Source organism: Eudoraea algarum, from assembly GCF_050589645.1.
Taxonomy (GTDB): Bacteria; Bacteroidota; Bacteroidia; order Flavobacteriales; family Flavobacteriaceae; genus JBNGOQ01.
On record NZ_JBNGOQ010000004.1, the window covers coordinates 244,630 to 258,717 of the forward strand.

A 14,088-nucleotide genomic window follows, 5' to 3' on the forward strand; every position below is an offset into this window, starting at 1 on the left:
CGGCTTAAGAAAAATACTCGGAAGGCGTTTTGCCGAACAGTTCCTTAAAGCGTTTGGTGAAATAGGAAAGATTGTTGAAGCCCACTTGATAGGCCACCTCCGAAATATTGCCCGCTTTGTTCTTTAATAGTTGCGCAGCGCGTTTTAGACGAAAATCTCTTATAAAATCTTGGGCCGATTGATCGGTCAAGGCCCGCATTTTTCGGAACAGCTGAGTCCGGCTCATTCCCATCTCCCTTGCAAAATCCTCTACTTTGAAAGCCGAATTATCCAAATGTTGCTCCAAAACCTGGATGACCTTTTCCAGAAAAAGTTCATCCTTGGACGTAATGGCCAGGGTCTTCGGTTCCAGGTTAAGTTGCCGACTGTATTTTTTGCGCAGGCGCTTTCGTTGATCGATAAGGTTCTTTACACGCGCGGTCAGTTCCTCCTTGTCAAAGGGTTTAACGATATAATCATCCGCTCCGGTCTCAATTCCTTCGAGCTTGGAGGTTTGGGATGCCAATGCCGTGAGCAATATTACAGGGATATGGCTGGTCTTTTCGTTCTGCTTTAATTTTTCGCAGAGCGATATGCCACTCATCCCGGGCATCATCACATCGCTGACAATGAGATCTGGCACCATTTTTAGGGCCAGTGAGAGGCCTTCGGTTCCATTTACGGCCTCGGTTATATGGTAGTCCTTGGTGAGCTGTTTCTTGATGTAGGCCCGTACATCGTCATTGTCCTCTACGATGAGAAGTTGCGGGCTTCCTTTTGTTCTTGACGGCCCCATTTCCAAGTCCTCTGAAATCCCCGACGAAACGCCCCGAACCGCTTTTTTGGGTTTTGAGGGTGGTTGCGTTACCTGGCTGAGATCCCCTTCAATGAACTGGTCTTTGGTTATGGGAAGAATTACCGTAAAGGTGGTTCCCTTTCCTTCTTCACTAGCCACGGAGATTGTCCCCTTGTGCAACTCGGCCAATTCCTTGGTCAGGGCCAAACCTATGCCCGTTCCGGTTTTTTCGCGAGTCGTGGAGCTGTCTACCTGGTAGAACCGATCAAATACTTTCTCCAATTCCGCTCCAGATATTCCCGGTCCGTTATCCTGGACTACAATCTTAACCACCTTGTCCTGTTTTTGGATCAGTGTTGCGCCAAATTGTATCATCCCGCCTTCGGGCGTGAATTTAAACGCATTGGACAATAGATTGTTTACGATCTTTTCCAGTGCATCACCATCGAACCAACCCGATCCAATTTCGGAGGCTATGGCCACAGTGAACTTGATATGTTGAAAATCGGCCAGGGAGCTAAAGGAAGCTGCCCGTGTTTTCAGAAAGGTCTCCAAATCACCTTCGGTTACGTGCAGGGGCATATTGCCCGCTTCCAATTTGGCCAGATCCAGCAGTTGATTTACCAGATCCAGCAGCTTTTCCCCGTTCTGTTTCATCAATTGATAGCTTTGCCGGTGTTCCCCATCCTCCTCGGCTGAGGACAGTAGATCTTCTAAGGGCCCTAAGATCAGTGTAAGGGGGGTACGGAACTCATGGGAAATGTTGGCAAAAAACTGCGACCTAAGGTTTACAAACTCCTGTTGCTTTTTATTGATAAGCTCCCTTGATTTTAGCTTGGTATTGTAATTTCGAAATAAGAGCAGCAAAATAACGATCAATGAACCAATGCCCCAGAGGAGCAGATTTCTTTGGGTAGCGCTTTGTTTTATAAGCGCTTCCTGAGTGGCCACTTCTGCCTGCTGTAATTCCCTTTCCTTGGTGAGCAACGCTATTTGCTGGTCTTTTTTTGCGGTTTCGTACTGTATCTCCCGGGCAACGATGTTCTTACTGGTTTCCTCGTCAAAAATACTGTCCCTTAGCACGTAATATTGTTCCAGATGGGTGAGTGCCGTATTTTCGTTCCCCATCTTTTTATATAGGTCGTATAGGGCAAAGGACAGCTTGCTCTTAATTTCCTTTGAATCGGTTAGACGCGATATGTTCCACCCTTTGTTGAAGGTGTTCACTGCTTCCCGAAACTGCCGTTGCGCTACATATATGTTGCCCAGTTCATAAAGGGAGGTGGCAATGTTGAAGTTGTCGATCTCAATTGTTTTTTTCAAGGCAATACTCTTATTGAGAAAGGTGATTCCCTTGGCAGGGTCCTGATCGGCATGCAATACGCCAAGGCTGTGATAGTTTAGGCTCAACAGATCCTTAAAGGCCCCCTCCTCCGCTAATTTTAGGCTTTTGTCAAAATAATAAAGGGCCGAGTCCTGCTGCGCATTCTTGTCCATGGCCACGCCCAGGCTATGGTAGTTGGAGGCGTTTAGCCGTGCATCCCCCAACTCTTCGCTATGGCGAAGCGATGCCCTATAATATTTTAAGGCATTTTCATAGTTTTCCATGTTATCGTAGACCCCGGCAATATTTTCAAAACAACTGGCCAGCAAATACTGGTCGCCCTCCCGTTCAAAGACCTCGAGGGAGGAGAAAAAATCGTTCAACGCCAGATCGTAGTTGCTAAAATTCCACTGGATGGTTCCCAGATTAAAGTTCACTTTGGCGACGGACAAGCTGTCCCCCGCCCATTGAAAATAGGGAATGGAGGCGGTAAAGTTCCTATAGGCATTTTGATTGTCACCCTGATATAAATAGACGGCGCCCATGTTTAGATAGCCATCCGCGATTCCCAAAGTATCCGCTACTTGGGTTCTATAGGTAAAATCTTTTTCATAATAGGAGATGGCTTTGTCGTATTCGGAAATGGAGGCGTGCAAAAGACCTAAGTTGTAATTAATGTCATGCACCCCGTCCAAGTCTCCCAATTTTTCAAAAAGCGCCTGACCCTGTTCATAATAAAAAATACAGCTGTCCATGGCGCCGGTATATAGGAAATAGGTGCCTTTGATTTTGTCTGCCGAGGCCATACCATATTTGTAGCTGTTGATAACGGCCAGGTCATACGCCCTTTTTGCATAGAGATAAGAAGTATCCAAACTGGCCCCCCGATAGGCATTGGCAATATCCAAAAGCAGCTTTACCTCCGTGGTATCACGAGCGGGGCTATTTTCCAATATCCGCTCCAAACTATCGATTTTGGTTCTGAGTTGCGCATGGGTAGACCAACAATGCATCAAAAGGAAGCCTAGAAGGAGTAGCTTTTTCATGGTTTGGTCAATGAATCCCTATACTCCTACTAATTTAAAGGGAAAATTTGTCATTTTGGTCATAAATAATCCCAATAAACGGCTCAAAACGATACTTTTAGGGGATTATAAGGCCAAAATACGGCTCCTTTTCCTTTGACCCTGCCTTATGGGAACATTTTGGAGCATATGTGTAACGATTCTTCTTTAGAAAACGAGAGCACTTGGCCTTGACAATAAATTCACCCTATTTATTCCTGATTGCGATTTCGGTATTGCTGGTCAGTTGCACATCCAACAAAAAAAAGATGGGACCCTTGAAGGTGTTTGGCAATCGATTGGTTATGGACGGGTACCGAACATTGCTTCTGACCGGTTCGAAATGTATGATATTACCCAAATGTCCTGCTTGCCGGTTATTCAGGGAAAGCTGGCCAAATTGAAAGGGGCAGTACATCTTAGTAACGATACTCTCTCGTTCGAATTAGGTTTTGACAGTTATTTTTTTGAGTGCATAAGGGAATTACCGGTTCTCTGTCAACAAAAGGTCCCCGATAGCACCTTGTCTGATTCCATTTTTAATTTTGAGGTGTTTGCGAATACCTTTAAGGAGCAAAAAAATGCCCGACTAAGGATGCTGTTGCTAAAAGTTCTATTCCAAACATTTCATCGAGCATGAGGAATTCCGAAAGATTAATCCCCTGAAATCGCTATGTGCGCTATTTCCCCGGATGCCAAATCCAGGATTTTCAGGGTAGAGCCGCCCATAAAAAAGGGATTGACGGGCGCCGCAAACGCAATTTTCCTGCCATCGGGCGAAGGGGAAGGGAACCAGGCATCTTCTCCATAGTTTGTAATAATCCTTTTGTTTAACCCATCCTGGTCCATCATGGCAAGTTGGTTGCGCATAGTGGCCCCTGTCTCATAATAACCTGTAACCAAGGAATTGCCACCTGGGATCCAGACGGGGGTCCACCACCAGTTTTTTTGCGTCAACAGTGCGCTTTCCCCTGTGTTCATATCCAGTTTTACCAAGGAGTAGGAATTTTGGGAAAGCTGAACATCGTACACCACAAGTCCGTCCTTATTTATGGTCGGGTTGCTCTTTATTCCCTTTGAACGGGTAAGGCGGGTATATGTTTTTTCCGTGATATCCACCGTATAGAGATCATTGGCATCCGGACCGTCCTGATTCACGAAAACAACACGGTTTCCGTCAAAGGACCAGCAGGGAAACGACTTGGTTCCCTTGAGCCCCTTCTGATCCGTAAGTTTTTTTTCTTCAGACCCATCTGACCTTATCAAAAAAAGTTCCTTGCCGCCACTGTATAATTCGGAACGATGAAAAACGATCCATTTCCCATCAGGAGACCATTTTGGGGCCATCTCGTTTTCCCGGGTATAGGTAAGACGTCGCAATGCCCGATGCTTAAGGTTATATACATAGAGGTCATAGCTTCCACTGCCATTCAGGGCGGCCTGCATGATCAGTTCCTCCCCGTTCGGGGACCAATCCAGGTATTGTACTTGCGGACTAAAGGGCAACGCCCGAATTTTCCGCAGCAACTTTTTAAAGGCCTCCTTGGTCTTCAAGGCCTCATAATATGGACTTGACGAAATGGTGGCAAGGTCTGTAAAACCGGAATTGTATAAATTGGTAAAACCGCTTTCCACGGATTTCTCCAGATAGCGAACCCCCGACTCAAAGTCGCCCAGTTTTAGATAGGCATCCGCAATGAAAAAGAAGACCGTATTCCTGTACTCCGGGGTAACCGCCAGTTTTTCAAATACCGCTATGGCTTTTTCATGGTCGTTGGAAGCGCGATAGGCATGGGCCAATTGGTTGAGCGCATAGGAGTTGGAAGTGTCTTTTTTTACCACCCCCTGGAAGATTGCTATGCTTTTGTCGAGGTCTATGGTCCAAAGGCTATCGCCTTCGGCCACGGCGCTAACATGTGCCTCCGTTTGGCCTATGGCATAAAACGCAAACAGCGTAATTAAAAATTGAACAAAGGATTTAGCATGGATTCCATGCATGATCGGCGTATTGTGGTTTTAAGCAATAATACTCCAAAAAGTGGGGAAGTAATATGCTGCCAGGGCCGAAAAAGTTCGAATACCTGCAAGAATACAACTTGGCATCCGTTCTATTGCGGTTCTAGGGGTTCAGTCGAAAATCCTACCGTAATAATTTAGATCTACCAGTTGGTTGCGGGTGGTGATATAGTCACGCCTTATGGTACCCTCCAGGGTAAAACCATTGTTAAGAGCAACCTTTATGCTGCCCTGGTTTTCCGAGCCAACCCTGCACAACAACTTTTTAAAGCGATAGGTTGATATAAGGTATTGGATGAAAGGCTCCAGGGCTTTGGAGATAATACCCTGACCTTCGAACCCGGCGTCGATGAAATAGCCCAATTCGGCCTTGGGGATGGTAAGGTCAATATTTTTGACATCGAGGAATCCAATATAATCGGTCTTTCCGGGTTTGGAAACGGTGTAGGGTAGGTAGGCTTTTTCCTTTCTGAGTTTGGCGATAGTCTGGCAATAGGCCATTGTTTCTTCCAAGGATCGGGTCTTGCGGACTGTTCCTGCAAAAAAATCCTCCAGTCGGGGCCTGTTTTTTTCTATAAGGGCATAGAACAATTCTGGTTTTGCCGTATCCAGTTCGCTAATGTAATAATCGCCTAAATCTATTTTCATGGGAACATCAAACAGCGGTCAAGATACTTTTTTTTGCACATACGGGAAGCGCCAGATATCAGTTTGTGCAGTGCAGACCACAAAAAGGCCTACTTACGCAACATTAATTTTCCCTTGACGGATCACTGCCCTACTTTTATCACATAATAATTAACAAGACGACCCAAATTTTTTCATTTTCATATAGTGTTCTCGTAAAAGAGCCTTGTCTTAACCGATAAGGCTCTTTTTAGTTTTCCCTGTCTTCAATCCGTAAGCTAACCGGCCGTTTTTTGGGAGATTTGTCCTTCTCCAGAAACGTATTGTGCTGTTATCAAGGCAATGGGTACACCTACCAAAACCATGTGCCATATGATTCCAATGGCTGCCAGTCCTGAATCAAAGGGACTTTTGGGGATATTGGTCGCCGGCAATATCAACAGGTTCATTACCAACCAAATACCCAAGCCAAAGATTAGCCCAGAGGCTATTTTATGGCTACGCAATACGGCTATTTTTGAATATAGATAAAAGTAAATGATTGCACAGGTATAGGCAATTACAAAGTGAAAGAAAAACCCAACAAGTACCATATATCCACCTCCATTAATAGCTGTTGGGCCATAAATTCCGCTGGCAATAAATTGCAATACCTGCAGCGGGTTAAGGTCAAAATAAACGTAGTACACCAGTATTCCGGCCAAGGAATCCAAAATCCCCGCCACCAAACCCGACCAGAAAATCGTTTTGGCGACGCTGGATGATTTTGCAAAATTAAACATAGATTTTGTCTGTGTCATGATTGTCTTCTTTAATTGTTTTATTGATGAGGACAAAGATGCTGGGAAGTTTAAGGTTTGACAATCGGATAGTTTAACAAATTAGGTTCAACTAGCAGAACATTGCAAGCTACCTGTTAGCAAGCTGATTGCGTATTTCACTGAGATATTGTTTGGTAATTCCGAGATAGGATGCAATCATATATTGTGGAACGCGTTGCTCCAGTTGTGGATATAAGTCGGAGAAAATCAAGTAACGCTCCTTGGCCGGCAGACTAAAGTTCCTGACGATTCTTTTTTCCGAGGCTACAAAGGCATTTTGGACAATGATCCTAAAAAAACGTTCAAAACTGGGAATCAGGGCAAACAGTTCCTGAAGGGTATCATATGAAAACTGTAAGACTTCGGTGGGCTCAAGACATTGTACATTATAATCCGCTGGCGTTCTATTGATGAAACTGCCCATATCGGCGGTCCACCAGTTTTCGATGGCAAAACGAACAATGTGCTCGTGCCCCTCCGGATCTACATGGAAGGTTCTTAGGCAGCCCTTGACCACAAAACTGTCGTACAGGCAAATATCACCTTGCTGTACAAGATATTGACCCTTTAGATAACTTCGATACGTTAGCTTGGACACCAAAATGTCCTTTTCTTCCGTCGTTAAGGTAATAAAGGTAGACAGATAGTCAAAAAGGAGCTGCTCTTTCATGTTTCCCCGAAAATGGCAAGAAACGCCAAGTTGCTTCAAAGTTAAGCCTTCAAGCGCAACAAACCGATATGGGCTATCATTTTTTGGAACCTTTACAAGGACCCCAGTTTTTTTGCCCAAACACCATCCGCCTTACTCACCCTATTGGGCAGTATCCGAAATAGGAACTTGGCCACTCCGTTGGAAAAAAGATAGGTTCGGTTATCGAGGGTCAAGCTGTGTTTTCCACCCATAACATCCGTTTTTCCGGTACTTACCGCAAACGCGCAACGTCCGTCGTAGGCGGTATTCATAGGATTGTTTTCCATAATCTTGTTTTTGTCGTGAAACTTAATTGATACCCTCCATACGTTTTATGGGGCGGATTTCTATGATGGCCTGCTCCTCATCAAAAATGGGATTTGCCTTGGCGATATTGATTGCTGCGGCAAGATCTTCGGCAACAATGTGAAAGTAGCCGGTAATCACTTCTTTGGATTCGTTGAACGGGCCGTCCTTGAACACACCGCCTTTACCCTGAACCACGGCTCCGCCCATCTCCAAGGGTTGAGCTCCTTTTAGGGTTCCGGACTCCATTAATCCCCCGATGTAACCGCCAATTTTTTGAACATGTGCCTGTTGTTCTTCAGGGGACAATGACAATAGATGGTCCCCATTTGTTTTGATAAATAACATAAATTCTTGCATGATACTATTTTTAATAACCGTTAATTAATGTCTATTACCTCTTAGTCAATCGGTAATCTAAAAAAGGGACATGGAAAGTAAAAAAAAGTGAAACAGCTTTTAGTTAAGCATATAATATAATGATAGTCAATTGATTACAAATCATCGATTTTTTTCAATTTATCCAGAATATCCGATTTGGCTTTTTTGTTTGGAGAGAGACCCAGTGCTTTTTTCAATAATTCGGAAGCTTTTTTGACCTCCCCAATTTGAAAATGCAGTTCTGCCCGCACAGTGTAATAGGGCATGTAACTTTGCAGGGCGGTGATGTCATTTATCCCTTCAATGGCCATAAGTGCTTCCCTGGCATTCGCTGTTTTGGCAAGTACCACGGCCCTATTGAGTTGCACTATGGGCGAATCGTCCAATAGGACAAGATTGTCGTATAGGGACAAGATCCCTTCCCAGTTCGTGGACCCAAAATCTTTAGCGGTACAGTGATGCGCGGAAATCGTAGCCAATATGTGGTACAGGGATACCTGATCATGCTGTGCGGCAAAACTCAAATAACGGAGCCCCTTTTGGATTAGTGCCTGGTCCCACTTATCACGGTCCTGATGTTCCAAATCCACTAAGTTTCCGAAAGTGTCGGTCCGGGACGCAAAACGGGAAACGTTGAAGGACATAAGGGCTAGCAAAGCGGATATCTGGGACGTATTCACAATGTTGGGGTTGGAAGCTACCATTTCGGCAAGCCGAATAGCTTCTTCGCAGAGTTCGTACCGAATGGCCTCCTGGCCACTCGAGGCATGGTACCCTTCGTTGAACAGAAGGTAAATGACCTCCATAATACTCGCTAGCCTAGGTTCCAGATCCTTGCCAGTGGGCACCTCAAAGGGTATGTTGGCCGCTTGGATGCTTTTTCGTGCCCGAACGAGTCTTTTATTGATGTTCTCATTAGTGGTCAAAAAGGCCTTGGCTATTTCTGGAATGCTAAAGCCGCAAAGTGTTTTGAGGGTAAGGGCCACCTGCGAGTCCTTGGAAACCGAAGGATGGCAACAGGTAAACATCATACGCAGTTGGTCATCGGCAATTTCCCTGTCCGTGAAAATATGATCTAAGGCAGGTTCAAGCGTCCATTCGGACTGCAAGTGGTGCACCACCTTGGAGGTATAGGCTCTTTTGTATTTCTCCCTATTGACCAGATTTACCGCCTTGTATTTTGCTACCTTATAGATCCAACCCATGGCATTTTCGGGAACGCCGGTATACGCCCATTGCCTTAAAGCCTCTAGCATAGCCTCCTGCACAACATCCTCGGCAAGTTCTATATTATTGACCCCAAAAGTTTTGGTAAGTACAGCAACCAGCTTACCGTATTCACGGCGGTACAGATGATCCACTTCCTCTGGTATATTTCTGCTTTCCTCCTGCATTTTCCAATGGGTCTTTAGCCACATTAAATATACCGATATCCCTGTTAAGTTGCTAGCTCTGATGGACGATATTGCCTACCTTAAAAGCTGTAGGTTCCCAAGGGTGCTGTTTTGGGCCTGGTTTCTGTCCTTCCCGATTTTGAAACAGCAGAGATATAATATTCAACCCTATGTTCGGTTGTGTCGGCGGGAATTTCTGCAAAAAAATGATTGGAATCCGTTTGTTGCTCCAAGGGCACTACGTTCCACGCTTTGGAACCCTGCAACCGCCAGAAAAGTTGGGCCTTTCCTTTTTCGAGGCCTTTTTGGCTATAATCGATTATAGTGGCATGGACCTGTTGCTTGTCGTTTTTGGCGTCCTTGGCGTCAATTTTTTTTAGGCTCATAAAGAGCATTTCGGGGTCCCATATGGCTCGGACCCTACAATGCAGGGCATCGCCCTGGTTCCATCCATAGGTCCTGTAATGCGCTTTCATTTCGGGGGTGGTAATGGGCTCCTCCAAAAGGGGAAATGCAAACCCTTTGATTGCATAACCCGGCATCACCTCCGACCAGCGCTTTAGGGCCAAGCTATCCTGTGCGATATCGAACAACGGAACATAGACCGTTTTGTTGACAATAAGCGAATTGGTGTAGGCCGCCAGCCGTTCTCCCCGGTACCTGTCCGTCTTGATCCTCAAGATGGTATAGGGTCTTCCGTAGGCCGATTTGAGTCGCGACAGCTCATCGGTTACAATGTTCTCATAGATATTGTGGAGTTCGTGATCGGATGGGGGCTCAGCGACCAAGAGGGTCTCCTCGTCCAACAATTTCATAAAACAATCGATATGTTGGATACCGTATTTTTCAAAATTGGAGATGATATGGTATTGGGTTATGCCCAACAGCGCTTTGTTCAGTTGGCGAAGGCGTTTCTCGGAAATACCGTCGTATCGGTTTTCGTTGGCAATGACGCAGGTAGAAAAGGCGGTTCCCAAACCATCGGACAGTACGTTTCCACCGGTATTGATAAAGGGGAGTTCAAGAATTTCCATACCCAGTTGCTCCCCCATAGGTCCGGTTGCCTTGTCATCAATTTCAGTAAGGTTCACTTTTTCCCCATTTTCCAAACGCCGCTTTCTTTCCGGGGTCATGTTCAAAAATCGCAACGAATCATTACAAGCCCTATCGGTAAACGGCGTGGCGTAGGGGTATTTGCCATCCCCGAGCTTCATTTGCTTCTTGGGAGTAAACACCGCACTGGGGCCCCAATCCCGAACCCACCATGCATCGGTGCCCTGGGGTGCATGCACAAAGGTAACGCGCTGCATGTCCATGCCCCATCTTTTATACCATTCCGTGGCCTGCCGTTCTGCTGTTTCATCAACCACCAAGGTATACAGATGCCCATCTTTGGCCAGCTCAACGGCCAGTTTATAGGGAATACTGAGCGGCCATACGACCATGGTACCCAAGGCCGGCTCCCATTCTGCCGCCACTCTGTTGTGGTTGGCTTGGGTGTAATAATTAGGCTCCAAGGTCGGCAACACTTTCTTGGGTGTCCCGGAGCAGGAACATAACCAAAAAACGACGAGGACGGTTATTGTTTTTAAGCGGTTCATCGGCATAAAGATATACGTTTATATGGCAATCAGGGATTTAATCGCTGGACCCATATCCTGCTAAAAGCCTCAATTTTTGTCGGTCGAGTTTTCTTCCTTGTCCGGATCTAAAAATGCCAGTGTTGTTGCAATAAAGTTGGACCTGTTGGTGTCGTTTATTGGAATGTGCCCCTGGTCGGGGAGCACCCATAAACTTGAGTGGGGAAGGTGGGCATGCAGGGCAAATGCTGCCTGCACGCCTAATATTTCATCCCTATCACCTGAAACGACAAGGGTTTTGGCTTTAATGGCCCTAAGCGATTCATCGCTAAGCCTAATCTCATAATTTAGTTCTGGATCAAATAACGCCTTGATCTGTGGGTCACCATGGACGTGGGTTTTCTTCAACTGTTCAATGAACTGTGCAGGGAGGTCATCGAAATTAAATTTGTCGTCGAGCGTGTTGTTGTCTTTTCCGCTATAATTGTGAGCGGCTCCAATGAGTACCATGGCCTCTACCCGGTTCGGGTGCAAGCTTGCAAGTTGTAGCAACGTAATTCCTCCAAAACTCAGGCCAATGGCCTTAACCTTCTTTAAGCTTAGATGATCTAGCAACGCTATAAGGTCGTCAGCGGTTTTTTTAATTGAAAAATCCTTAGCAAGGGGTGTGCTTCTACCGTGCCCCCTGAGGTCAACGGCATATACCTCAAAGGTCTTGGCGTAATCCGGGATGTAGGCGGACCAAAACTGGGAAGATTGGGTCCACCCGTGAAGCAGCAACAGCGGCTTCCCTTCTCCATATACTTCGTAGTACAGGTCTATATCGTTTACCCGAACGGTATCGGTTTTCTTGGGAAGCTGTCCATAGCTCTGTTCGGCCAAGAAGATTATAAGGAACAAGGATAGGATGGTCTTCATTATTCTGTTTTTAGCTATGCACGGCGGCAAAGGGTTGCTAGGATTTTTCAATCCAATGGTATATTTTTCGACTTACTTCAACCGCACCCCGATCATAATTGGACATGACCACCACGACGTATCCACTGCCCAGAAAAATATCGAGATTTGAACTCAGGCCGGGAAATCCGCCGCCGTGACCCACTACTTTTCCCGCCCCGCTTTTTTTGACCTGGAAACCGTAACCGTAGCGCGATTTTGTATAATCTCTCCAAAGGAGGTCCAGCGAAGATTTTGAAACCAGTTTTTCGCTTGTTAGGGCATTCGCAAACCGTTGCAAATCCCTGACTGTTGAAAACCCGCCCCCAGCTGGCCCGCCCTTGATGACGTGTTTGTAAAGATTGTTTTCCCACCCTAAGACCTTGTCCGATGAGGAAATATAGCCAATGGCGAGGTTTTCTACCGGCCGGTCCATTTCGTAGGCATCCGAATTGACCATTCCAGCAGGGATGTATATGTTTTGACGGATGTATTCAAAATAGTCCTGGCCTGTGGCTTTTTCTATGACCACCCCCAAAAGTAACATCCCGGTATTGCTGTATTGGAATTTTTCTCCCGGTTCAAAAGCTAGGGTGTCGCCCCGAACCAGGGGTTTAAAGTCGTTTACGCTTCTGTACAGCTCACGGGAAGCATTCCAATAGGTACTGTTGAAATAACTTCCCAGACCACTGGTATGCGTAAGGAGGTGGTGCACGGTGACCTTATGGGTAATTTCCTTGGGCAACCAGCTCTCGTCCACATAATTGCCAATGGGATCGCTGAGTTGAACAAGCCCTTTTTCCACAAGTTGCATGATGGCGGTGGCCGTAAACATTTTGTTCATGGAGCCCAGATTGAACTTGGTATCCAAGTTGTTGGCGACATGGAATCTTTTGGAAGCTTCCCCACAGGCCTTCTCGTACAACACCTGATCACCTTTGGCGATCAGGACCGTTCCAGAAAAGTCATCGGTTTCGCACAGCCCATCCATGTATTCCTGAACCTTGCCAATAAGATCGGATGGGGAAAGTTCGACGCGGGCCGAGCTTCGCTCCGCTATTGGAAAGGTATCGTTCCTGCAGCAAAGGATCGAACCGATATAGAATAAAAAAATCAAGTTTTTCATAAACACATCACGTATTTGGTGAATCAACGATTATCACAACAGTTTCCCAGGGCAGTAGTTGCCACATTCCAACGATGCATCATCCCCCCATAAAGACCAAGGGCATATCGAGCATCGCGTGGAGCAATACTGCAGCGAGAATGGAGCCGTCCTTTTCCCTGATATACCCCAAGGTGAGTCCAATGACCAAGGTAAACAATGCCCATGGCCATGCCGGTGGAACTACGACCAAGGCGTGCATCAGCCCAAACAGCAGTGCCGAAAGCAACATTCCCCAGCCAAACTTGACATTCCCGATATGAAAGGGTTTGCCAAAATAGCTGTTGAAGGAAGATTGTATATACCCCCTAAACAACAGCTCCTCACCAAGGCCAACGATAAATATATAATACAGAATCTTCGAAGCCTTGGGAATGTATTCATAGGTAAAATACGCAAAAATTACCGTCGCCAGACTGAAAAGGACAAATACGATGGTTCCTTTATTGGGCAGGGCAATGCTATTTCGGGTAGGGAGACTTTTGACCACCTTCGTAACAAAGTAGAACACTAGGAGATAGACTGCACCCAAGGTTATAGCGCCGGGCCAATCTGCAAATCCCCATCCGAGAAGACCAATTAACCAAAAAGTCATGCCCGCCGGGCCACCAACGGCATAGGCCCACAAGGAAAGTTTAAAGGAGGTCCAAAACTTGGGGAAGTAGATTCCAAAATCACTTTTGTTCTTATATAAAAGATGGATCAGTACCAGCGGAAATACAATCGTCATGACAACTTTTACAAAATAACGCAGCACCACGCCGTCCTTTTCGGAAAATTCGTAGGGAATGTTTTTTACGTTTAAAAAAACGAGAATGATGATACCCCATGCGATTACGGGAAGCACTACATTCTTGCCTATATGCCTTTTTGTATTTGGGTTGTCCATTCGGTAGCTTTTTTTTTGTTGGAAATGAGGTAGCAGATGAACGCGCTAAGGATGCCGTTTGCAGCATTGCTTTTGAGCGCTATACGCTCCATCGTGTTGGATTTGGTCTTTAGGGGCAT

At 45.9% G+C, this 14,088-nt stretch carries 12 protein-coding genes; all 12 read right to left on the reverse strand.

Annotated features, from left to right (window positions below):
* Positions 1–4 precede the first annotated feature (4 nt).
* Complete coding sequence (locus ACRD67_RS16170; protein ID WP_430968264.1) at positions 5–3,145, reverse strand: ATP-binding protein; 3,141 nt, start codon at positions 3,143–3,145, stop codon at positions 5–7.
* Between the two features lie 672 nt (positions 3,146–3,817).
* Complete coding sequence (locus tag ACRD67_RS16175) at positions 3,818–5,161, reverse strand: hypothetical protein (protein WP_430968265.1); 1,344 nt, start codon at positions 5,159–5,161, stop codon at positions 3,818–3,820.
* Between the two features lie 129 nt (positions 5,162–5,290).
* The gene (locus tag ACRD67_RS16180) at positions 5,291–5,827 is read right to left on the reverse strand and encodes a GNAT family N-acetyltransferase (RefSeq protein WP_430968266.1); all 537 of its coding nucleotides are present in this window, start codon (positions 5,825–5,827) and stop codon (positions 5,291–5,293) included.
* A gap of 257 nt (positions 5,828–6,084) precedes the next feature.
* Positions 6,085–6,606: a hypothetical protein gene (locus ACRD67_RS16185; protein ID WP_430968267.1), complete on the reverse strand. Its 522-nt coding sequence runs from the start codon at positions 6,604–6,606 to the stop codon at positions 6,085–6,087.
* A gap of 109 nt (positions 6,607–6,715) precedes the next feature.
* Positions 6,716–7,297, reverse strand: a complete 582-nt coding sequence (locus tag ACRD67_RS16190; RefSeq protein ID WP_430968268.1) for a Crp/Fnr family transcriptional regulator — start codon at positions 7,295–7,297, stop codon at positions 6,716–6,718.
* 92 nt (positions 7,298–7,389) lie between these two features.
* Positions 7,390–7,605, reverse strand: coding sequence for a hypothetical protein (locus ACRD67_RS16195; protein ID WP_430968269.1), 216 nt, complete (start codon positions 7,603–7,605; stop codon positions 7,390–7,392).
* 22 nt (positions 7,606–7,627) lie between these two features.
* Positions 7,628–7,984, reverse strand: coding sequence for a YciI family protein (locus ACRD67_RS16200; protein ID WP_430968270.1), 357 nt, complete (start codon positions 7,982–7,984; stop codon positions 7,628–7,630).
* Between the two features lie 134 nt (positions 7,985–8,118).
* Positions 8,119–9,399: an RNA polymerase sigma factor gene (locus ACRD67_RS16205; RefSeq protein ID WP_430968271.1), complete on the reverse strand. Its 1,281-nt coding sequence runs from the start codon at positions 9,397–9,399 to the stop codon at positions 8,119–8,121.
* An 80-nt stretch (positions 9,400–9,479) separates the two neighbouring features.
* Positions 9,480–11,000, reverse strand: coding sequence for an agmatine deiminase family protein (locus ACRD67_RS16210; protein WP_430968272.1), 1,521 nt, complete (start codon positions 10,998–11,000; stop codon positions 9,480–9,482).
* A gap of 69 nt (positions 11,001–11,069) precedes the next feature.
* Entirely contained in the window at positions 11,070–11,897 is an 828-nt protein-coding gene (locus ACRD67_RS16215; RefSeq protein ID WP_430968273.1) for an alpha/beta fold hydrolase, read from the reverse strand.
* A gap of 37 nt (positions 11,898–11,934) precedes the next feature.
* Positions 11,935–13,041: a serine hydrolase domain-containing protein gene (locus ACRD67_RS16220; RefSeq protein ID WP_430968274.1), complete on the reverse strand. Its 1,107-nt coding sequence runs from the start codon at positions 13,039–13,041 to the stop codon at positions 11,935–11,937.
* 79 nt (positions 13,042–13,120) lie between these two features.
* Positions 13,121–13,969 (reverse strand): CPBP family intramembrane glutamic endopeptidase, encoded by an 849-nt coding sequence (locus ACRD67_RS16225; protein ID WP_430968275.1) that lies wholly within the window; start codon positions 13,967–13,969, stop codon positions 13,121–13,123.
* Positions 13,970–14,088: the final 119 nt, after the last annotated feature.

Coding starts and splice junctions, on each gene's coding strand:
- ACRD67_RS16185 (WP_430968267.1), bottom strand. CDS start 6,606: ATGACACAGACAAAATCTATGTTTAATTTTGCAAAATCATCCAGCGTC.
- ACRD67_RS16200 (WP_430968270.1), bottom strand. CDS start 7,984: ATGCAAGAATTTATGTTATTTATCAAAACAAATGGGGACCATCTATTG.
- ACRD67_RS16220 (WP_430968274.1), bottom strand. CDS start 13,041: ATGAAAAACTTGATTTTTTTATTCTATATCGGTTCGATCCTTTGCTGC.
- ACRD67_RS16195 (WP_430968269.1), bottom strand. CDS start 7,605: ATGGAAAACAATCCTATGAATACCGCCTACGACGGACGTTGCGCGTTT.
- ACRD67_RS16190 (WP_430968268.1), bottom strand. CDS start 7,297: ATGAAAGAGCAGCTCCTTTTTGACTATCTGTCTACCTTTATTACCTTA.
- ACRD67_RS16205 (WP_430968271.1), bottom strand. CDS start 9,399: ATGCAGGAGGAAAGCAGAAATATACCAGAGGAAGTGGATCATCTGTAC.
- ACRD67_RS16210 (WP_430968272.1), bottom strand. CDS start 11,000: ATGAACCGCTTAAAAACAATAACCGTCCTCGTCGTTTTTTGGTTATGT.
- ACRD67_RS16215 (WP_430968273.1), bottom strand. CDS start 11,897: ATGAAGACCATCCTATCCTTGTTCCTTATAATCTTCTTGGCCGAACAG.
- ACRD67_RS16175 (WP_430968265.1), bottom strand. CDS start 5,161: ATGCATGGAATCCATGCTAAATCCTTTGTTCAATTTTTAATTACGCTG.
- ACRD67_RS16170 (WP_430968264.1), bottom strand. CDS start 3,145: ATGAAAAAGCTACTCCTTCTAGGCTTCCTTTTGATGCATTGTTGGTCT.
- ACRD67_RS16180 (WP_430968266.1), bottom strand. CDS start 5,827: ATGAAAATAGATTTAGGCGATTATTACATTAGCGAACTGGATACGGCA.
- ACRD67_RS16225 (WP_430968275.1), bottom strand. CDS start 13,969: ATGGACAACCCAAATACAAAAAGGCATATAGGCAAGAATGTAGTGCTT.